The organism is Sphingobium sp. FG125 (genome assembly GCF_057809795.1).
Map to the genome: position 1 here is coordinate 1 of NZ_JBMDKQ010000035.1, position 19,606 is coordinate 19,606.

The 19,606-nt window shown below is 62.6% G+C and carries 18 protein-coding genes and 1 pseudogene; 17 read left to right on the top strand and 2 right to left on the bottom strand.

Going from position 1 to position 19,606, the window contains the following annotated elements; translation table 11 throughout:
• A partial coding sequence (locus ACODSR_RS20165; protein ID WP_489078350.1) for a Tn3 family transposase occupies window positions 1-2,493 on the bottom strand: 2,493 nt, incomplete at its 3' end.
• A gap of 8 nt (window positions 2,494-2,501) precedes the next feature.
• A complete protein-coding gene (locus ACODSR_RS20170) occupies window positions 2,502-3,119 on the bottom strand; it encodes a recombinase family protein (RefSeq protein WP_115381963.1) in 618 nt (205 codons plus the stop codon).
• Between the two features lie 548 nt (window positions 3,120-3,667).
• On the opposite strand from ACODSR_RS20170, the pseudogene ACODSR_RS20175 reads away from it, so the two are divergent.
• The 17 genes and pseudogenes from ACODSR_RS20175 to ACODSR_RS20255 form a co-directional block, all read left to right on the top strand.
• A pseudogene (locus ACODSR_RS20175) lies at window positions 3,668-4,207 on the top strand (autoinducer binding domain-containing protein); the annotation flags it as partial.
• Between the two features lie 241 nt (window positions 4,208-4,448).
• Window positions 4,449-4,811, top strand: coding sequence for a hypothetical protein (locus ACODSR_RS20180; RefSeq protein ID WP_489078351.1), 363 nt, complete (start codon window positions 4,449-4,451; stop codon window positions 4,809-4,811).
• Entirely contained in the window at window positions 4,808-5,482 is a 675-nt protein-coding gene (locus ACODSR_RS20185) for a lytic transglycosylase domain-containing protein (protein ID WP_489055934.1), read from the top strand. The genes ACODSR_RS20180 and ACODSR_RS20185 overlap by 4 nt, the downstream gene beginning before the upstream one ends.
• Complete coding sequence (locus tag ACODSR_RS20190) at window positions 5,479-5,820, top strand: TrbC/VirB2 family protein (protein ID WP_489055933.1); 342 nt, start codon at window positions 5,479-5,481, stop codon at window positions 5,818-5,820. Before ACODSR_RS20185 ends, ACODSR_RS20190 begins: the two co-directional genes overlap by 4 nt.
• Window positions 5,821-5,830: 10 nt before the next feature.
• Window positions 5,831-6,166, top strand: a complete 336-nt coding sequence (locus ACODSR_RS20195) for a VirB3 family type IV secretion system protein (protein ID WP_489055932.1) — start codon at window positions 5,831-5,833, stop codon at window positions 6,164-6,166.
• Window positions 6,159-8,576 carry a VirB4 family type IV secretion/conjugal transfer ATPase gene (locus tag ACODSR_RS20200; RefSeq protein WP_489055931.1) on the top strand — a complete coding sequence of 806 codons (2,418 nt, stop codon included), beginning with the start codon at window positions 6,159-6,161 and terminating at the stop codon, window positions 8,574-8,576. Before ACODSR_RS20195 ends, ACODSR_RS20200 begins: the two co-directional genes overlap by 8 nt.
• Before the next feature lie 4 nt (window positions 8,577-8,580).
• Entirely contained in the window at window positions 8,581-9,297 is a 717-nt protein-coding gene (locus ACODSR_RS20205; RefSeq protein ID WP_489055930.1) for a TrbJ/VirB5 family protein, read from the top strand.
• A complete protein-coding gene (locus ACODSR_RS20210) occupies window positions 9,294-9,512 on the top strand; it encodes an EexN family lipoprotein (protein WP_489078352.1) in 219 nt (72 codons plus the stop codon). The genes ACODSR_RS20205 and ACODSR_RS20210 overlap by 4 nt, the downstream gene beginning before the upstream one ends.
• Before the next feature lie 14 nt (window positions 9,513-9,526).
• Window positions 9,527-10,471, top strand: a complete 945-nt coding sequence (locus ACODSR_RS20215) for a TrbL/VirB6 family protein (protein WP_489055928.1) — start codon at window positions 9,527-9,529, stop codon at window positions 10,469-10,471.
• Between the two features lie 334 nt (window positions 10,472-10,805).
• A complete protein-coding gene (locus ACODSR_RS20220) occupies window positions 10,806-11,495 on the top strand; it encodes a VirB8 family type IV secretion system protein (RefSeq protein WP_489055927.1) in 690 nt (229 codons plus the stop codon).
• A complete protein-coding gene (virB9, locus tag ACODSR_RS20225; protein ID WP_489055926.1) occupies window positions 11,492-12,349 on the top strand; it encodes a P-type conjugative transfer protein VirB9 in 858 nt (285 codons plus the stop codon). The genes ACODSR_RS20220 and virB9 overlap by 4 nt, the downstream gene beginning before the upstream one ends.
• Window positions 12,350-12,354: 5 nt before the next feature.
• Window positions 12,355-13,572 carry a type IV secretion system protein VirB10 gene (virB10, locus tag ACODSR_RS20230; RefSeq protein ID WP_489055925.1) on the top strand — a complete coding sequence of 406 codons (1,218 nt, stop codon included), beginning with the start codon at window positions 12,355-12,357 and terminating at the stop codon, window positions 13,570-13,572.
• Between the two features lie 2 nt (window positions 13,573-13,574).
• The gene (gene virB11, locus ACODSR_RS20235; protein WP_489055924.1) at window positions 13,575-14,579 is read left to right on the top strand and encodes a P-type DNA transfer ATPase VirB11; all 1,005 of its coding nucleotides are present in this window, start codon (window positions 13,575-13,577) and stop codon (window positions 14,577-14,579) included.
• A gap of 19 nt (window positions 14,580-14,598) precedes the next feature.
• Window positions 14,599-16,557 carry a type IV secretory system conjugative DNA transfer family protein gene (locus ACODSR_RS20240; protein ID WP_489055963.1) on the top strand — a complete coding sequence of 653 codons (1,959 nt, stop codon included), beginning with the start codon at window positions 14,599-14,601 and terminating at the stop codon, window positions 16,555-16,557.
• 46 nt (window positions 16,558-16,603) lie between these two features.
• Window positions 16,604-17,503, top strand: a complete 900-nt coding sequence (locus ACODSR_RS20245) for an LPD7 domain-containing protein (RefSeq protein WP_489078353.1) — start codon at window positions 16,604-16,606, stop codon at window positions 17,501-17,503.
• 253 nt (window positions 17,504-17,756) lie between these two features.
• Window positions 17,757-18,587, top strand: coding sequence for a type IV toxin-antitoxin system AbiEi family antitoxin domain-containing protein (locus tag ACODSR_RS20250; RefSeq protein WP_489055922.1), 831 nt, complete (start codon window positions 17,757-17,759; stop codon window positions 18,585-18,587).
• Window positions 18,587-19,420 carry a nucleotidyl transferase AbiEii/AbiGii toxin family protein gene (locus ACODSR_RS20255; RefSeq protein ID WP_489055921.1) on the top strand — a complete coding sequence of 278 codons (834 nt, stop codon included), beginning with the start codon at window positions 18,587-18,589 and terminating at the stop codon, window positions 19,418-19,420. Before ACODSR_RS20250 ends, ACODSR_RS20255 begins: the two co-directional genes overlap by 1 nt.
• Window positions 19,421-19,606: the final 186 nt, after the last annotated feature.

Sequence of the window (19,606 nt, forward strand, 5' to 3'; positions counted from 1 at the left end):
GAGCGATCCGGCCAGTCGAAGGAGATCATCCCAATGTTCGACAATCAGCCTGGTGTTGATCCTATTCGCGGCGAGGTCATCCAGCACGCCATAATCGGCCTTGCCATCGACACGCCAGAACCGCGCGCCGCCAATGTCGGCGATGCGCGGCGAGAACTGGAGCCCGAGCAGGTGAAAAATGCCGAAGATCGTGTCGGTGTAGCCGGCTGTGTCGGTCATGATCTCGCCTGGCCGCAATTCGGTTTCCTGGTCGAGCACGACGGCAAGCAGATAGAGGCTGTCGCGCAACGTGCCGGGCACCGTCAGAGCATTCAGCCCGGAAAAGCGATCAGAAACCAGATTGTACCAGGTGATGCCGCGTTCGCGCCCGAAATAGCGCGGGTTTGGGCCGGCGTGGATCGTGCGGACTGGCACGGTGAAACGCAGTCCATCGGCAGAGGCGACCTCGCCGCTGCCCCAAACGCGGGCCAGTGGTATCCTGTTATGGGCCGCGACCAGCAGCGCGTTGGCTGTGGTCAGCGTCTCGGCGCGGATGAAGTTCTGCTTCACCCAGCTCAACCGTGACCGGCGCAGCGCGGACACCTCGGGACGGACAAGCGGTTCGAATCCGGTATTGGTGGCCTCCGCGACAAGCACCGCGCAGATCGTCGTCGCTATATCCTCGGCGCGTGCATTGCCTTCGCTGGCATGCGTGAACGCCGCCGCGAAACCGGTTCGCGCATGCATCTCCAGGATCAGCTCGGGAAGATCCAGCTGCGGCAAGCGCGCGTCGATTGCCCTATGGAGATCGGTGAGGCTGAGTGGCTCGTCGATCCTGTCGAGCGGTGCGATCGACAGGTCGGCGCCGCTCGCCGTTTTCGTGATGGTCACGGCATCGTTGTCCGGTACGCGCGCCGCTGTCTCGCGGTAGGCGAGATCGAGCCGCGCGGACAGCCTGGCGATCTCCTCGTCGCCAGCGACCGCCACGCCGACCGTGCGGCATACCGTCGGTCGCGCCGCTTCCCAGGCGGCTCCTGTCAGCAGGCCTTTGCGCGGGTCGGCGTAGCGAAGCGAGCGAACAGGAAAGACGTCGCGACGGCGAATGGCGCGGCGTAGCCGGTCGAGCGTACAAAGCCGGTATCCGGTCAGATCGAATGTACCGTCATCACTCTTCAACTGGCGCCCCCACCCCTTGGGGACGAACGATGTTGGTGCCGGTCCACGGCGCTTCTCGCCCCTGTGAACCCTTCGCAAGTGGTCGACCGCGTCGAGCAGCGGCTGTCCTGCGGGCGCGGCTGCAAGATCGAGCGCTGCCAGCATCTTCGGCAGATAGCGCATCGTCCCGGCCTGCCGGCGCAACTCGACAAAATAGCTCTCGTCGTTCGGCCGCGCGAGAAGGTTCACCTGTGCGACGGCGTCGGTCAGCGCTGTCCGATCGACGAGCGCGAACACGGCCGCGCGCACCTGCGCATCGCTGATGCTGTCATCGAGCAGCACAACGCCGGCATCGCGAAGCCGGAGCGATGCGGCATCGAGATCACGCAGCGAACGCATCCGGGCATCCCTGGCGTTGATGCGCGCGTTGGAAAACATTCGGGTCGACACGACGTCGAACAGGTCGATGACATCGTCGCTGGCCGACGCTTCGAGGGTGCGGATGAACGCGACGAGGGTGGCAGCGCGCCGATCGTCGGGGAGTCGGGCCACGGCCTGCGCCCGCGCCGCACCGGCAAATCGCGCCAATGCGACCGCCTTGCCGGGTGGCACCCGATCAAGTTCGGGCAAGCCCGCTGTGAACGTGCGGATTTCGGTAAGGCGATCAACGGCGCGGCTGATCTCGGGGCCGCTTTGCAGGTATGGACCGTCACGCAGTCGATCGAGCGGGCTTTGCCGCCCGTCGCCAATAACGGCGACCAGCGTGTCGAGCCGGGCGCGTTGCTCCGACGTCAGCCTGTCGATGAGACGGCGATGAACGTGCGTGGCGACCCGTGTGCGGACTCGTGCGATATCGCGCTCGAGGACGGACAGCCCTGGCAACAGCACCTTGCATTCAATCAGCCACGTCGCCGCTGCATCGAAGAGCGCCGATGGCCGATCGGTGCCCGTCCAACACAGCGCGTACAGGAAACGATGCAATCGGAACGCGATGCGTGGATCGGAGAAAACTTGGTAGCCATAATGGTCGCGGATGCGCGGGCCGTGCCGCCATCGTCCCTTGGTCGCGCAATATTGCGCCATCCGTTCGCACGGCTCGTCGATCGCCAACTGGCTGCCTGCGAACCGCGTGACCGACGCCGGTGTCTGTGCCGGATCTTCGAGAAAGGTACCGAGCAGCCGCAAAGAGCCAAGCTGTACCGCTACGCCGAGCCTGTTGTGATCGCCGCGGTGCGCGCCGATGAACGTCCGGTCTGCATCGTCGAGATAAAAATGGCGCGCCAACTGCTCCGATGTAGGATCGCCGACGAAGCGACCATAGCGCAGGGCCTGCTCGTCCGAGAGAAAGCTGACCGGCACTGCTCGGCCTATGCTGCTATTTTAGGCTGAACCCCGCGCTTGCCCAGCAATTCGCTGGCCCGCTCTCGCGGCTGACCTTTCGCATCGACATAGGCATAAAGCGTCGACACTGATACGCCGAGTTGGACCGCAACATCGCGTGCGGCATTGTCGCGATCCGCCATCAGCGCCATCGCGGCCTTCAGCTTCTGCTTCGTCATGACCCGCGGCCGACCACCTGCACGGCCTCGCGCCCTGGCCGCGGCCAGCCCCGCCATTGTGCGCTCATGGGTCAGATCGCGCTCGAACTCGGCCAGGGTCGCGAAAATACCGAACACCAACCGGCCCGTAACGGTCGTCGTGTCGATATCGCCGGTCAGCACCTTAAGGCCGATCCCGCGCTTCTGCAGATCGCCGACCAGCCCAACGACGTGGGGTAGCGACCGTCCGATCCGGTCGAGCTTCCAGACTACGAGGGTGTCGCCATCACGCATGATGTCGAGTGCCTTGTCGAGCCCGGCCCGTTCGGTCGCACGGCCCGAGCACACGTCGTCGAACACCCGGCCGCATCCGGCACGATCCAGCGCATCGCGTTGCAGATCGAGATTTTGCTCGCCTGTCGACACCCGCATATATCCGATCAGCATCGACGTCCGCTCCTTCTTTCATTAATCTATCGAAGGATGGGTTTACCGGCTATAGGTTTCTGGATGGGTAGATGTGAGATTGAGGGTCATCCAGCGGTCCGATCGTAACCGCCGGCCCGCTTCGCATCAAACCGGGGTTTATTGGAAAAACCAGACGGCCGCTTCCGCCCCAATTGCGGACGTCGCGGAAAGCGATAGCTTCGAGCCCATGAGCGAGTATCGGGACAGCAGCACGCTAGGTGGAAAGATCGGCTGCGGTATGGCGGCCTTTGTCGGTGTTCCCCTCATCGGGGTCGTCTTCATCGTGAGTTCGCTCGGCGACTGTGCGCCAGATGCCGAATGCCACAGAGGCTTAGACTGGCCGCTGCTAGGTGGGGCAATCGCGATAGCCGCAGCGGTTGGTTTGGGTGTTCGGTCGCTAACAAATTGGATCAAGGGGCGTCGGAGGGACGGCAGCTAACCACCACTTCGCGCCCTTCCGGAATGGCCCGCGGCCTTGAGGCGTGCTGCCTTATGTAGGTTTTCTGTTCCGTTGCTACTCAACCCCCGTAATAGACGCGCGCCTCCATCTTGACGATCCCGTACACGTCGCCTGCGCCAAGACCGTGTCCGGGCTCACTTGGGATCAAATCGGCGATTATATCGCGCCCAATGCCCGCCAGCTTTCGATCCTTGAACGGGGTCGCGCGCATGGACTGGCATCTGGGTTTACTATGCCGATCAGGATGCGCGATGAGCCTGACGCGATGTTTACCGTAGCGCGGCAAGGCGACGAGACGATCTCAGGCCCGGACCTTCTCTCTGCTCGATTGATTGGCACGGTTGCGTTCGACCAGGCTCGAGCCCTTCTCGGTCCCGATGAACTGGCAAACGTCCCGATAGCGCTCAGCCCGCGCCAGATCGACTGCATTGATCTGGTGGCACAGGGCAAGAGCGACTGGGAAATCGGACAGATTCTGGGTCTGAGCCGCGACACTGTCCATGAATATGTCGAAGGTGCGCGCCGGCGGTATGGCGTGCGTCGCCGGACCCAGCTCGTGCTTCGCGCGGTCCGAGACGGACATCTGAACATCGACGCGCTCGTCTAGCAGCGTCGCTCCCCACGATAGCGAATTGGCGCTTCGCGTCTCTCCGACTTGAGGCTCAAGAGGCGGCTGGCGATCAACGCCGCCCTGCATTCCTGCCGTCTTGCACGACCTTCTACCTCCCCTCCCCCCTTTGTGGGGGGATTGCCCGAAATTGCCTCACCGGGTTCAAAAGAGAGGTGATTTTCAACGGAGAGTGGTCGGCGCATTTTAATGCAGCGGCGCTGAAAAGCGGAGAAATCAGATGCAGCGCCTGCGCCTTGCCCTTGCCGTGCCGATCGTGGCGATGTCCGCCCAGGGGGCTCCTGCGTCCGCCAACGATCTGGGCTGCCAGGTTTTGCTTTGCCTCTCGAACCCGGGCGGTGCGACCCAGTACCCCGCCTGCGTGCCGCCTATGGTGAAGCTCTGGGAGCGTCTGGCATTGGGCGGTTCATTCCCCGGCTGCTCCGGTGGCGGCGTTGCGAAGACCAAGGTCTATGATCGTGATTCCGCTTCGCGGCGCCGGGTGGTGATGACGTTCACCGACGGGCGGCAGCAATCCTATTCGCTTGCGAATATTGAAAGCTTACCAGTGTCTCCCAGCGAACCCGGGACCACACCACAGTGATCCTCGAGCTCGCAACCGTGGTCGGACTGGCGCAGCAATGCGCACCATCAGTTGCGGTCGAAACGCTTGTGTCGGTCGTCCACACCGAGAGTCATTTCAACCCTTACGCCATCGGCGTAAATGCGAAGGGCATCGCTGCACCACATCCCGGCGATCGGGCGTCCGCCGCCACAGCCGCGCGATCGCTGATCGCCCGCGGCTACAACATCGATCTTGGCCTGGGGCAAATCAACAGTGCAAATCTCAGGTGGCTTGGCCTGTCGGTCGAGGACGCCTTCGATCCCTGCCGCAATCTCGCCGCAGCCGCACGCGTGCTGGCTTCCAACTATCTCAGCGTCGCGCGCTCCAGCCCTTCTACAGAGGCGGCCATCGCGATCGCCATGTCGATGTACAACACGGGTAGTCGTTCCCGCGGGTTTGGAAATGGCTATGTCGGCCGCGTCTATGCGTCGTCGAGTGTCGTCGTGCCAGCGATCAGGCGTCGAGCGATCCCAGAACCCGCCGCTTTGCCCGCGCGCGTGACGCCAGAACCCTCATTTACGCAACCTTCGGCGGGTGTTCGCTCGCCGCGTGTCCTAGAGGCATGGGACACCAGTGCGGGGGCGCAGACGGCATCATTGATGGTCTTTGGGGGAGCATCCAACAGTTCACCGAAAGGACAAGCCGAATGACTGCCTTAGCGACCAATTTCAAGATATGGTTGACGCCGCGCCGGCGCACGTTCGCGCAGTATCTGGCATTGTTTGTCGCGGTCATTGCGGTATCGCTCCTGCTCACCGATCCGGCCCATGCCCAGGCGGCCGACGGCGTCACCTCGATGGCTGAGAACATCAAGACCTGGCTGACCGGCACGTTTGCCAAAACGATCGCGGTGATCGCCGTCGTCATCGTGGGTTTCATGTTCTTCACCGGACGAGCGAGCCTGGGGCTCCTGGTCACCGTCATCGTCGGCATCTTCATCGTGTTCAGCGCGCAGTGGATCGTCGATACCATCACTGGCGGCGCGTGAGTGCGCTGGGATGGAAGACGAAAAGCTTAGGGAAGAAACGCTCTTCCTGGCCGTGACCCGGCCGACAATGTGGTTGGGCGTTCCGATCGAAGCGTCTCTGCCGATCGCGCTGGCGGCGTGCCTGACGCTCATCATCACCGGCAACCCGCTTTACGCCTTCGCCCTAGCCGGAGCCTTTCTGGCCATAGCCAGGCTAATCGTGCGACACGACGCAAACGCCTTTCGCCTCTTGTGGCTCTGGACAATGACAAAGGCACGCTGCCGCAACCGGGGATGGTGGGGCGGCAGCTCCTACTCCCCCCTGCCGGTCGAGGGGGCGAAACGCCGGGGCTTTGCACATGGCTAGTCGGGCCAACTCGTTGGGCGGCGCTGCCGCCCGGACGCCGTGGCGGATCCTCAAGAACGAGGCGGACCCCGCGCGCTATCTCCCTTATGCGCGGCATATCGACGACAGCGTCATTGCGCTCGACGGGCGCGACCTCATGATGATGTTCAAGCTCGACGGCCTCGCATTCGAGACCGCCGACCCAACCCATCTCAACGACTGGCACGAAAAGCTCAACGGCACGTTGCGCAACATCGCCGACGATCGCATCGCGATCTGGACCCATATCGTCCGCCGGCCAATCACGGACTATCCCGAAGGCGAGTTTCGCTCGGCCTTTGCGGCCGATCTCGATGCAAAATACCGCGCGCGGGTGACCGCCAAGCGCATGTTCGTCAACGAGCTCTACCTGACGCTCATCATGCGTCCATCCGTTGGGTCGGCCGATCGTACCGGCGTGCTGCTTCGACGTCTAGCATCGGCACGCAAGGAGGGAACTGAAGTCGACGAGGACGAGCTTGCGCGCTTCGAGGATAAAGCGCGTGACATTGAGAAGCTCCTCGCACGCTGCCGGCCCCAACGCCTCCGCTTGTACGAGCATAATGGCCTGATGTTCTCGCAGCCGCTCGAGGTGCTCGAACTGGTGATGATGGGCCGCGCTGGCAGGGTGCCCCTGGTCCGAGGCCATCTCGGCTCCGCCATCTATGGGGAACGGGTGATCTTCGGTCGCGAGACGGCCGAGGTGCGGGCGCATGACACGAGCCGGTTCGTCGGCCTTTTCGGGATCCGCGAATATCCGGCCATGACGCGGCCAGGACAGATGAACGCGCTCCTCAGCCAGGATTTCGCGTTCGTCGTCACACAGTCCTTCGCGTTCATGGGCAAAGCGCGGGCCTCGGAGCGCTTGCGCCGTCGGCAGAACCAGATGGCATCGACCGAAGATGCCGCTGCGAGCCAAGCGCTTGAGCTGGCCGACGCGGCCGATGATCTTCAGAGCAATCGCTTTGTCCTGGGCGAACATCATTTCTCGCTCGCGGTTTTCGGTGAAAATCAAAAACGCCTGGCCGAAAATCTCTCGACCGCACGGGCCGCCCTTGCCGACGCGGGTCTGGTTGCCGCTCGGGAGGGTCCGGCGCTGGAGGCCGCCTTCTGGTCGCAGCTTCCTGGCAACTTCGCATGGCGTGCGCGGCCTGCGGCTATCACGTCACGCAATTTTGCTGCGCTCTCGCCATTCCACACTTTCCCAGCTGGCAAGCCCGATGGCAATCATTGGGGCGCCGCGATCGCGTTGATGAAGACCGCGGCTCAGTCTCCCTTCTATTTCAACTTCCATGTGAACGATCTTGGCCACACGCTGATTATCGGCCCGTCGGGCGGCGGCAAAACCGTCGTCCAGAATTTCCTGATGGCGCAGCTGGAGAAAACCGGTGCGCAGCAGATCTTCATCGACAAGGACCGAGGGGCCGAGATCTATGTGCGGTCATCCGGCGGCACCTATCTGGCGCTGCGCAATGGGGTGCCGACCGGGTTTGCACCGCTGCGCGCGCTTGAGCAGACCCCGGGCAACATCGTTTTCCTCGGCAGGCTGATCCGTCATCTGGTGACCCCATCGGGCAAACAGCTCGGCGTCACGCAGGAGAGGATGATCGACGAGGGCATACTCTCGATCGGACGCCTTCCCCCGAAGGAGCGGTCCATTCTTGCGCTTCGTCAATTGCTCGGACAGCGCGATCCGGAAGGGATAGGCGCTCGGCTTGAGAAATGGTCGCGCGGCGGCGCACTTGGTTGGGTGTTCGACAATGACCGGGATGAGTTGACTCTCGAGGCCCGATTCATCGGTTTCGACATGACGGATTTTCTGGACAATCCCGAGATCCGCGCGCCGCTGATGATGTACATGTTCCATCGGATCGATGCGCTGCTAGATGGCCGTCGCCTCGTGATCGATATCGACGAGTTCTGGAAGGCGCTGGGCGATGATGCGTTCCGCGCCTTCGCGCAGGATGGCCTGAAGACCTACCGAAAGCAGAATGCCTTTCTGGTGTTCGGGACGCAAAGCCCGGCTGACGCTCTGCGATCGGACATCTCGCATAGCATCATGGAGCAGGTCGCCACCAAGATCCTCTTGCCCAACCCCCATGGCCGGGAGGTTGATTATATCGATGGACTCGGCCTCACCCGCGCCGAGTTCAAGCTCATCAGAAACGATCTAATCCCCGAAAGCCGGCGGTTTCTGGTCAAGCAGGGTCACGATTCCATCGTGGTGGAACTGGATCTCGGCGGCCTGTCCGACGAGCTGGCCGTGCTCTCGGGCACCACCGAAACCGTCGGAATCCTCGATCAGGTTCGCCGCGAACATGGCGACTATCCCAGCCAATGGCTGCCCGTCTTTCACGAGCGCCGCCGTGCCACCACCAGAAGGAAAGGATAAGGTCATGAGAGCAATTCGAGCGCTGGCGGTTGTCGGCGGATTGGCGATCTCGGTGCCGGCGTTCGCGCAGGGCATCCCGGTCTATGATTCCAGCACGTTCCTGCAGACGCTCTCGACGGTGAAGAACACCCTGTCCATGATCGAACAGGGGAAGCAGCAGATTTCCCAGGCCACCGACATGTTCAACAGCGTCAACAAGCTGACGAACGTCAATCAGATTGCCTCGTCTCTGAACACCGACGCCGTTCGTCACCTCTTGCCAAGCGAAGCACGGGACATTCAGCGCCTTATGTCTTCGGACACGACAGGCCTAGGCAGTCTTGGATCTTCCGCAGATCGGATTCGCAGCAATTACCGGGTCGATCTTCCTGCGCTCCGCCCTGACGCGACCGCTTTCGAGCGTTCAAGCCGCGATTCAATCTCCCGCAATGGCGAAATGGCAGCGCGTGACGCGGCGATTGCCGAGGCAGCATATGGCGTCACCGCCCAGCGAACGACGGGTCTTGAGGAACTGCGCTCGTCGCTGGACACTGCGTCTGACGCGAAGGACGTGATGGATATCCAAGCCCGTGTCGGCGTGGAGAATGCCCACATTCAGAACGACGCGGTGCAGCTTCAGGCGCTTCAAATGCGGCAATCTGCTGAGGCCAGGTTGCGCTCCCAACGGGATGACGAGGCCGGGCTCGCCAAGCTGGAGCAGAGCCTGGGCCGCCGACCATGAAGCGGATGGCTGCGTTCGTCCCAATCATGGCTGTCATCATCATGACCGGTTGTGGGCAGCCTACCGGTAAGGCGGACCTGAAATCTGACACCAAGCTGCGATCTGAAATCCTCGCTGCGTGCGCCAATGGCACGCACACCGACGCCCAGGAGTGCAGCAACGCGAAAGACGTCGAAAACGCCGACAAACTCGAGCGTTCGCTGGGTCACAAATAGGCGGGGAATTGGCCATGGCGTCCACACTCTTCGCGGATATCTACACCAACATCGACGGGAAGCTCGATCTCTTCCTGAACGAGCGTCTCAACAACGTCATCGATGTCGTGCGGGGACCGCTGGCGCTTGGCTTGGTCATCTACATCGCGCTGTTCGGCTATATGGTGATGCGCGGTATCGTCAGCGAGCCTTGGGGCGAGCTGGTGTACCGGATGGTGAAGCTCTGCCTCCTCTATGTTGCAGCCACAACCGTCGCCTACTCCGAGTGGATCACGAATCCGCTCTTTCATGGGATGCCGGACGCCATCTCACAGGCGCTGGCGGGCAAGACCATCACTAGCGTCGGTTCGGTGTTCGACGATTATTTTGGTCAGGTAGATTCCCTCGTTTTGATCATCCGAACCGAAGCCGCGACCTATCTCGACATTAATCCGTGGAAGCTCGTTCTACTCACGCTGGCGGTGGCGATTTACGGATTGGCGGGCCTCTCCGCAGCAATCGGATTTGCGATAACCGTGTTCGCGAAGGTGGCGCTCGCCATCGTGATCGCGCTTGGTCCGATCTTCATAGCGTTATCGCTCTTCGAAACCACGCGTCGCCTCTTCTACGGATGGCTCGGGCAGGTATTCAACTACATCGTCCTAATGGCGGTGATCATCGCAATCACTGCTCTGATCACCGATCTTGGTGCCACGGCGCTGACTGCGGCCGAAGGCACGCCGGACGTGACGATCGGCGCTGTCTTGTTTGCGGTCTACATCTTCCTTGGGACGATATTCTTCTTTCAGGCCCCGTCGATCGCGACCGGCATTGCGGGGGGCGCTGCGGCCGGCGTCGGCGCTTTTGCCGGCTCGGCCTGGGGAACCATGGCGGCACCGTTCCAGCAACGCCGCAGCGCTCGCAACAGTCGCAATCTCGAACGTGCCGCCCAGCGCGGTGGTTCGGTGAGCCGCGCATGAGGAAGGAAGCCCCTTTGACGAGAACAACCACGATAGTCCGCGCGCTCCGGCGATCAGCCGTCGTCATCGCACTGATCCCGTCACTCGCCCAAGGGGCATCGGGGCCAAAGAAACTACCCGTGTGCAACGGCAAACATCTGCGCGAGGTGAACATATACGGGAGCGTTCTGCCGGGCTCGCCGCTCCCGGCAATTGTGGCACCCCCTGCCCCGCCGCCCGTGCCGCAGATCAAACAGCCCGTTGATGCCGGCACGCCGCCCCCGCCCGTTCCCGCCTCCCGTCCCGAGAAAACGTCCGCGCGCGCGATCCCTGGCATCTTTAGGAGTTGCTGATCATGCGGAGCCAGACCGAAGGCGTGCCGGCCAAGGACGCCGAACTCTATTTCGGGCATGCCCGATCCTGGGATCAGGACCGTCAGCGCAAATCGTTGCGATCCGAACGCATCGCCTGGGTCGTGGCCGGCTTGGCGCTGCTTGCCGCGACCGCGGAGGGCTTCGCACTTGCGGGCCTTGCCCCGCTGAAGACGGTCATGCCGTACATCATTCGCGTCAATCAGACGACGGGCGCGGTTGATGTGCAGACTACCCTCACCCAGAAGCCGATGCGCTATGATGAGGCGGTCACGAAATTCTTCCTCGCACAATATGTCAGGGCGAGGGAGAGCTGGTTGCCGGCGGCGGCCGAGGAGAATTTTCGCGCTGTTACCATCCTGTCCGAACCAGGCGAGCAGCAGCGCTGGGGCAGGTTTTTCAGCTCGAACAACCCCGCGAGCCCACAGGTCGTCTGGGGCAAGGGTGCGGTCGTCCAGGCCCGCGTGCGCAATATCGCCTTCATTAACGATCGTGTGGCCAACGTCCGCTTCACGCGGAAGGTGCAGACGGACACCGATACGCAGAGCAGCGACTGGATCGCGACCGTCACCTTCCGATACACGAATGCGCCGATGGCGGAGGGCGACCGCTATCGCAATCCATTGGGCTTCCAGGTCGAGAATTACCGCGCGGACCCTGAGGTGGTGCGGTGAAGCGCCTTCTCTCCATCGCGAGTCTTCTCGCCATAATTGCGACACCTGCCCTCGCGGAGGACACCCCGCGCGGTGGCCCGGCGGATCCGCGCGTGAAGTTCGTCGAATATCAGGAGACACAGGTCTACCGGATCGTCGGCACATTTCGGACGGCGACCCAGGTGGTGCTCGGCGCCGATGAGACGATCGAACATGTTGCGCTTGGCGACACCATCTCATGGGAAGTGGCGGTTGCCGGACATATCCTGTTCCTGAAGCCCCGCGAGCGGGCGGGACCGACCAACCTCATCGTCACGACCAATCGCGGCGGCGAGCTGCGCAACTACGCCTTCGAATTAACAGCACGCCGGGGACCGATCAGCAGCGGGAGCCGCGACACATTCTTCCAGGTGCGGTTTCGCTACCCGCGCGATGAAGCCGATCGCGCCGCTCGCATGCGCGCCACCCAGGAGGCGCAGCGCGTTGCCGTGCTGCAGGCGAGTGCCGTTCGGGGCGCCCTTGACCACGGCGTCATCGATGGACCGCGCAATCTGAACTACAAGGTCCAGGGTGCCAGCGATCTTCAGCCGTCGGAGATCTCCGACAACGGCCAGTTCACGGTCCTGCGTTTCCCCGGCAACCATGAAATCCCGGCGATCTATTTGGTGCGACCGGACGACTCGGAGTCCTTGGTCCCGTTCGATGTCCGCGACGAGTTCGTAGTCGTCCACGCCGTGGCGGCTCAACTGCGCCTGCGCCGGAACCGGGAGGTGCTTTGCATCTATAATCTCGCGCCGACACCTTATGGCGTCGATCACGGCACCAACACCGCATCGCCGCATGTCGAGCGCACCATACAAGACCCGAAGGAGTGAGTGCGATGGACGAGATTGCGGCCGAGGCCCCTCTCCGCCCGCAGGGCGATCCAACACCTGAACGCGACGAAATCATCCGCGAACGCGGTATCGATCCGATCGGTGGGATGACGCCGGCAAAGCGGAATACCGCCCTGATCTTCGCCGGGACGGCGATGGTGCTTGGCATTTTGTGGGTGAATTCGGGACCGAGCAAGACGGGCTCGAGTTTGATGGGAAAGCCCGAGGCAATGGCCAAACGACCCGATCTCGCGGCGCGCGAAACGGTCGCCTATGATGCTGTCGCAGCGAAACCCAAGCCGCTCGGCGCCGTGGGCGCTGACCCCAACGCGCCTGTCCTTAATCCTCCGCCGACCGTTGGCCCAGATGGACAGATCGTACCGGCACTACAACCCGGAGCGCAGCCAGCGGCGGCAGCGCAGAACACGCGCCAGAACCTGGCCGATCAGGCGCGTCGTTCAACTTTGATCGCCTATGGCGGCCGCGACGCGCTCCAAGCTCCAGCGGGTTCTAACGGGGCTGGCCCCGACACCGGCAATGCGGGCACAGCTGGCGACGGCTCGGCCGATCCGGCCGCCCGCAGCGCGCCCAATGCGCTCGATGCACTTCGTCAGAGTTCGGCCGTTGGCGAGGCACGCGCCTCGATGCTGCCCAATCGCAACTATCTCGTCACAGCCGGCACGCTGATTCCCTGCATTCTGCAGACCGCCATGAATTCGGCGCAGCCAGGGTACACTTCGTGCCTGATCCCGCGCGACGTCTATTCGGAGAACGGCCGCGTCGTGCTGATGGAGAAGGGCACCAAAGTCCTCGGCGAATATCACGGCGGCATCCAGCAAGGGCAGAACCGCCTGTTCGTGCTGTGGACGCGCGCCGTCACGCCGCAGGGCGTGCGCATCGACCTGGCTTCGCCGGGGTCGGATGCCCTTGGCCGCGCAGGCATCGCAGGGTCCGTGGACACCTTCTTCTGGGCGCGCTTCGGTAGCGCACTGCTACTCTCGCTGGTCGACGACGCCGCCTATATCGCGGGGCAGTCCGTCTCCGGCGGGAACAACAATTTCAACAACACGACGCGCACGCCGAGCGAGGGGGCGAGCATCGCGCTCCAGAACAGCATCAACATCCGTCCGGTGCTGAAGAAGAACCAGGGCGAGGAGGTCGGGATATTCGTGGCCAAGGACTTCAACTTCGCCGACGTCTACAATCTCGAGTTGCGGCGCTGAGGATGAGCGATACCGCTGTTCTGCGCCATTATCTCGCGCCGATCCTGCCGCTGCTGGAGCCGGTCGAGGTGACGGAGCTTGTCATCAACAAGCCCGGCGAGGTTGGCATCGAGGACCATCTGGGCTGGCATTGGCACAATGTCGCCGAGCTCGATAGCGAATGGCTCGCGACGCTCGCCGTCGCAGCGGCAAGCTTCACCCGGCAGGATGTGAATGCGGAGACGCCGATCTGCTCGACCATCTTGCCAGGGGGCGAGCGCTGTCAAATCGTCATTCCCTCGGTGACGCCGACTGGCGCGCCGTCCTTCACTGTCCGCAAGCCTTCGCGCGTAACCCTTGCGATCGACCAGCTCGCAGATTCGGGGCTGTTCACGGGCACGCGCGCCGCCGCGCAAGGCCTTGGCGAAGTCGATGCGCAGCTGATCGCGCAGCGCGATGCCGGCGATTGGCCAGCTTTCTTCCGAACGGCCGTTGCCGCCCGCAAGAACATTCTGGTGAGCGGCGCGACCGGCTCGGGCAAGACGACCTTTGCCAAGGCGCTGATCCAGCTGATCCCGCCGGACGAGCGGCTGCTCACGATCGAGGATACGCGCGAGCTCGTCGTCGAGCATCGCAATGTCGTGCACATGGTCTATTCGAGCGAGCGACAGGGGCTGGCGAAGGTCGGCCCCAAGCAATTGCTCGAGAGTGCGCTGCGCATGCGGCCCGATCGCATCCTCTTGCAGGAGCTGCGGGACGGCACCACCTTCTTTTACCTGCGCAACGTCAACTCGGGCCATCCAGGTTCGATCACGACGGTCCATGCCGGCTCGGCGATGGGTGCGTTCGAGCAGCTCACCTTGCTGGTGAAGGAATCCGAGGGCGGACGCGATCTGGCCCGCGACGATATCCGTGGGCTCTTGCACATGCTCGTCGACGTCGTCGTCCAGACCCGCAAGCGCGCCGGAAAATTCGAAGTCGAGGAGGTGTATTTTGATCCGGCTGTCGGACGCACGACCGCTCACTAAGGTTGCAATTGTTGCGGCAATGCTCGCGGTGACCTTTTTGGCGTGCGCCCTGTGCGCGGTGCTGGTCGCCCTCGTCGGCCTGAACCAGATCGGCCCGCGCATGCAGATCTCGGCGATACCCGTCTGGCTCTGGTATTACCGCGGCGATCCGCTCCTGCATTTGTGGCTGGCGCGCGGTGCGTTGGTCAGTGGTGCCATCGCATTCGTCATCCTGCTCATCATCCTGAAGCGAGGGCGCACGCTCCATGGCGAGGCACGGTTCGCGCGTGAAAGCGAAATCCGGCGTGAACAGCTGCGCAGCAACAGTGGGATCATCGTCGGGCAGAAGGGCGGCCGCTATCTCGTTTTCGGCGGCACCGAGCATGTCCTGCTCGAGGCGCCGACGCGCGCCGGCAAGGGCGTGGGCGTGGTGATCCCCAATCTCCTGAGTTGGCCAGACTCGGTGGTGGTGCTCGACGTGAAGCGCGAGAATTGGGACATCACCGCAGGTTTCCGGGAACGGCATGGCCAGGCCGTTTATCTGTTCGACCCACTCGATCCCGACGGCCGGAGCGCCCGCTACAATCCCTTGAGCTTCATCGACCGGCTCGACGACACCGATGTGATCAATGAACTGCAGAAGATCGGCGGCATGCTGTTTCCGGCCCCGGAAAAGGCTGATCCGTTCTGGGCGGAAGCCGCGCGGGCGGCTTTTGTCGGCGTCGGCGCGCTCGTCGCGGCCAATCCCGCCCTCCCCTTCACGATTGGCGAAATCTATCGGCGACTGACGACGGGCGACCCCAAGGTCGAACTGCCGAAGGTCGTCGAAGAGGCCCAGCGGCGCGGCCAGCGGCTGAGCCAGGCCTGTGTGTCGGCGCTGAGTGACTTCACCTCCGCGTCGGACAACACCTTCTCCGGTATCAAACAGACAATCACTTCGAAGCTCAATCTGTGGCTCAATCCCTATGTCGATGCCGCAACGTCGGAGACCGATTTTGATCTGCGGCAGGTCCGGCGCGAACGGATATCGATCTATCTTGGGGTGTCGCCCGACAATATCGACCGCATCGCGCCCGTGTATAACCTCTTCCTCCAGCAGCTGATCGATCTGAATACGCGGGAACTGCCTGAGAATGGCGGCCGCGTGCCGGTGCTCATTCTGCTCGACGAATTCGCCCGCCTCGGCAAGGCGCCGGTCATCGCATCGGCTTTTTCCTACGTTGCAGGCTACGGGCTTCGCCTGTTGCCAGTCATCCAGAGCCGATCCCAGCCCCGCGGTATCTATGGCGCTGACGTTACCGACGAGATCATCGCCAATTGCGGACTGGAGATCGTGTTCACGCCCAAGGAGTTGAAGGTCGCCAACGAACTCTCCGAGCGGCTTGGCTATTTGACGATGAACGTCAAATCGAAGAGCCGGACGATTCATGGCCTGCTCGCCAATCGCAGCATATCAGAATCAGACCAGCGCCGTGCGCTGATGATGCCGCAGGAATTGATGCAGATGCCCAAGGGCGAGCTTCTGCTGATGCGCGGCGGCATTCCGCCGGTTCGAGGTCGCAAGATCGAGTATTTTCGCTCGAAGCGCTTCACGAGCCGGATCAGTGACCCACCCAAGGTCGCGCCCCGTCCAATCGCGATCAACGCCGTGTCGTCGCCCACCGAATTGGCAGGGGAGGCGAGCAGCAGTGATCCTTTGGCACAAGCCCTTAGCGCGAAGAAGGCAGCCTTGTTGAGCGACGGTCCGGCGATCGCGCCGACAGAGCGGGCGGAACCTGGCATGCGCGCGCTCACCGGTGATGAACTGTCGGGCTTTGCCGAAATCACCGATGACATGTTGGTGCTGGGCGACATGGTGGATCTACCACCGCCCGGTGACGAACAGGCCGCTATCGCTTTTGTCACGGCGATGACGGCCCGGGCCGTTCTCGAACCCGTGGGTGCCGGCGCCCAATCTCCAGCATTTGTGACCGAGAGGCGTGACCATGGCAGAGAATGATTCCAAGCAACCCGGTACGACCCGGACCATTGCCAACAGCGTTGGCATGGATGACGCCGAACGACGCAAGACGTCGGCACCTGGGGCGGCTGCGCCGGAAAAATCTGCGCCCGGAGGACCAAAGGATGCTCCCACTGAAGCGCCTGGTCATGCCGGCGCTGTCGGTGCGTCACGAAGTGCGCCCAAGGTGCATTCCCTCGAGGCGGGCGATGTGCCGGATAGCGTGCGGAAGCGCTATTATGCCGACAAGGCAAAGTGGTCGGGCGAGCCCGCCTTTTTCACGACGGCGCAAGCAAAGGATCCTGCGTTTCGCGATCAGGGGCGGCGCTTGGTCACAGCAACGGAGAGCCAGGAGGTCGTCAAGGATCTGGTGGCGATCGCGCAACACCGTAACTGGGATCGGATTCACGTCACGGGCTCGGAAGAATTTCGGCGATCGGTCTGGATCGAGGCTAGTCAAAAGAGGCTCGAGGTCCGTGGCTACAAGCCCAATGATCGCGATCTCCAGGAGCTCGACCGGCTGCGCGGGGAGACGAGCCGCAATACGATCGCGCCCATGGCAGCCCGTGAAGTCGATGTCGTCCGTCGGTCAACCGGGATGGACCGCCAGAGCGACGGCAGTGGGCTGGAACGACCGGATGCCCGGCGCGGCGATCGTGGCAGCACGCCGAACGATCGTGCGGCCGATAGCCAGATGCGCGTGATGGAAGCGGTAATCCGACGGACGTTGTTCGACAATCCCGAGGCGGTTGCGCGGGTGATGACAGTCGCCCGCACGCAGCTCGATGCGCATATCGCGGCGGGGCGGAACATCCGACCGGCAATAGTCAAGGATGCCGCCCCCAGCATCAGGCAGGATGTGGTCCGCGGCCGCGACCCAGCTATGCCCCCCAACCCTCGTCCCGGTCGCGAGCCCAAGCCTCAGGAACGCAGCCGCTCCCGGTGACTGGGAATCGGTCTTTTGTGCTGTAGCCCCTCTGCGACAAACGGGTCCGGCGATCGCCTCCTGGTTTAAGAACCGGCACATTTGTTCGGCTTGGCCGGTCATTGATCGTGACTGATAAACCACGAGGGGTGCAACTCGAGCCTGCCGAATATATACTATGCGCGCGACCCGTCCCGCAGAATGCGACAAACTTGCCAGGTAGTAGAATCACCGTTATATCGAACGCGCCGGACATCGCTCACAGAGGCTCAAATTGCGCGAAGGATATAATCTCAAGACGCTTGGACCTCGGGCCGCCCAGCTGATCGTCGAACTCAACGAACGCCGTCAGCCGATCTTTTCGCTCGCCGACGTCACAGAGATCACAGGTCTGAGCCCGTCATCGGCACGCAGCCTCGTTGCCAACACCGAAGCGCGCGGCATCGTCACGCGCCTCAAGCCAGGCCTCTATAATCTGGTGCCCTTCGAGCGGGGCCGCGACACAGAGCATGTGAGCGATCCCTACCTCATCGCGAGGACTCTGGTTGGCGACGCGCCCTACTTCATCTCCCACGGCAGCGCCCTCGAGCTGCACCGCATGGTCACCCAACCGCAGTTGGCGATCATCGTCTCCTGCGCCAAACGGCTGCGCCCGCAGCACATCCACGGGTATGAGTTCCGCTTCGTCGACGTCAAACCAAAGGATTTCTTCGGCCTGACCGAGATCTGGATCACATCCGAAGAGCAAGTGAGGATCAGCGATCCCGAGCGGACCATCATCGATGGTCTCGACCATCCCCAATATGTCGGCGGCGTCACGGAGGTCGCCAAGGGGCTCTGGATGAAGCGCGATACGCTGCGGGTCGAACTGATGATCGACTACGCGCTTCGCCTCGGTGTCGGCGCGGTGATACGCCGCCTGGGCTATCTGCTGGAATTCTACGGACTGGCCGATGCGGCCGCATTGGAGCCGCTGCGCGCGCGGCTGACCCCGACCTATCAGCGTCTCGATCCCCTGTTCCCCAATGAGGGCCGGATGCTGGCACGATGGCGCATCCGACTCAACGTCGAGCCCGACGAACTCGATATAATCCGGAGCAGTTGATGATTCCCCAGCGCGATCTCTCCCGTATCGCCAACGGCCTTCTCAAACCGCGCGGCCGCCGCGTGCCCGAGGCGGTGATCGAACGCGACTATTGCTTGGCCTGGTTCCTGACCGGTCTGGCCCAGCATCCTCTGCGCGAATTTCTCGCCTTCAAGGGCGGGACAGCACTGCGCCGCTGCTGGTTCGAGAATTACCGCTTTTCCGAGGATCTCGATTATTCGCTGATCAAGCCGATCGAGCTGGACGCTATCCTCTCCGGCCTGGACGAGATCTTTGCCATCGTCGAGGCGGCGTCAGGGATCAACATGACCTACGACCGGCCAGACCGGCACGGCCATCAGAACACCCACACCTTTTATCTGAGTTACAAAGGCCCCCTGCCCGCGCGTAGCGACGTAAAAGTCGATATCACGATAAACGAAGTGTTCTGCTTTCCGCTGGCCGAGCGCCCGATCCTGCGGACCTTCGACGAATTTGCTGACCTGCCGGAAGGCCCGACCATTCTGGCCTACAGTCTGGCGGAGATTTTCATCGAGAAGCTGGCGGCCCTATCGGACAAGGCTCGCACTGAGCCGCGTGATCTCTACGATCTTTGGAATCTGCTCGAGGAACGTGACATCCGACCAGCGGAATATCTCGGCGAGTTCACCCAAAAGCTCGCCCTTCGGAAACGCTCGCCGAATGGCGTAACCGCCGCCATTGCCGACAAGGAAAAGCGCTTAGGCACGCTCTGGACGGGACGTTTGCAACAACAGATGAGCGATCTGCCCCCCTTCGAAGGGGTGTTTCGGGAGGTGATGCGTGTGCTGCGCGAGGCGGAGCTCCCGGAATAGGCAGTCGACTATGCCGGGTCATCATGATCGAAGTTGAGAAAATCGGTCATGCCCGGAAAGGCGGCCGCAACCTCGTGCGCGCCGTCTCCAGTGCTCACAATCTCAAACGGCTCGATCGTAACATGGGGACCGGTGCGCGGCGACAACTACGATGGCCGGTTGAGCGGCGACTATGATGGCCGGTAG

What these genes read in the sequence shown, in the direction of transcription:
- ACODSR_RS20170 (WP_115381963.1), bottom strand. Translation starts at nt 3,119, where the DNA reads ATGCTGATCGGATATATGCGGGTGTCGACAGGCGAGCAAAATCTCGAT.
- ACODSR_RS20180 (WP_489078351.1), top strand. Translation starts at nt 4,449, where the DNA reads ATGCAGCGCCTGCGCCTTGCCCTTGCCGTGCCGATCGTGGCGATGTCC.
- ACODSR_RS20190 (WP_489055933.1), top strand. Translation starts at nt 5,479, where the DNA reads ATGACTGCCTTAGCGACCAATTTCAAGATATGGTTGACGCCGCGCCGG.
- ACODSR_RS20195 (WP_489055932.1), top strand. Translation starts at nt 5,831, where the DNA reads ATGGAAGACGAAAAGCTTAGGGAAGAAACGCTCTTCCTGGCCGTGACC.
- ACODSR_RS20200 (WP_489055931.1), top strand. Translation starts at nt 6,159, where the DNA reads ATGGCTAGTCGGGCCAACTCGTTGGGCGGCGCTGCCGCCCGGACGCCG.
- ACODSR_RS20205 (WP_489055930.1), top strand. Translation starts at nt 8,581, where the DNA reads ATGAGAGCAATTCGAGCGCTGGCGGTTGTCGGCGGATTGGCGATCTCG.
- ACODSR_RS20210 (WP_489078352.1), top strand. Translation starts at nt 9,294, where the DNA reads ATGAAGCGGATGGCTGCGTTCGTCCCAATCATGGCTGTCATCATCATG.
- ACODSR_RS20215 (WP_489055928.1), top strand. Translation starts at nt 9,527, where the DNA reads ATGGCGTCCACACTCTTCGCGGATATCTACACCAACATCGACGGGAAG.
- ACODSR_RS20220 (WP_489055927.1), top strand. Translation starts at nt 10,806, where the DNA reads ATGCGGAGCCAGACCGAAGGCGTGCCGGCCAAGGACGCCGAACTCTAT.
- virB10 (WP_489055925.1), top strand. Translation starts at nt 12,355, where the DNA reads ATGGACGAGATTGCGGCCGAGGCCCCTCTCCGCCCGCAGGGCGATCCA.
- virB11 (WP_489055924.1), top strand. Translation starts at nt 13,575, where the DNA reads ATGAGCGATACCGCTGTTCTGCGCCATTATCTCGCGCCGATCCTGCCG.
- ACODSR_RS20240 (WP_489055963.1), top strand. Translation starts at nt 14,599, where the DNA reads ATGCTCGCGGTGACCTTTTTGGCGTGCGCCCTGTGCGCGGTGCTGGTC.
- ACODSR_RS20245 (WP_489078353.1), top strand. Translation starts at nt 16,604, where the DNA reads ATGGATGACGCCGAACGACGCAAGACGTCGGCACCTGGGGCGGCTGCG.
- ACODSR_RS20255 (WP_489055921.1), top strand. Translation starts at nt 18,587, where the DNA reads ATGATTCCCCAGCGCGATCTCTCCCGTATCGCCAACGGCCTTCTCAAA.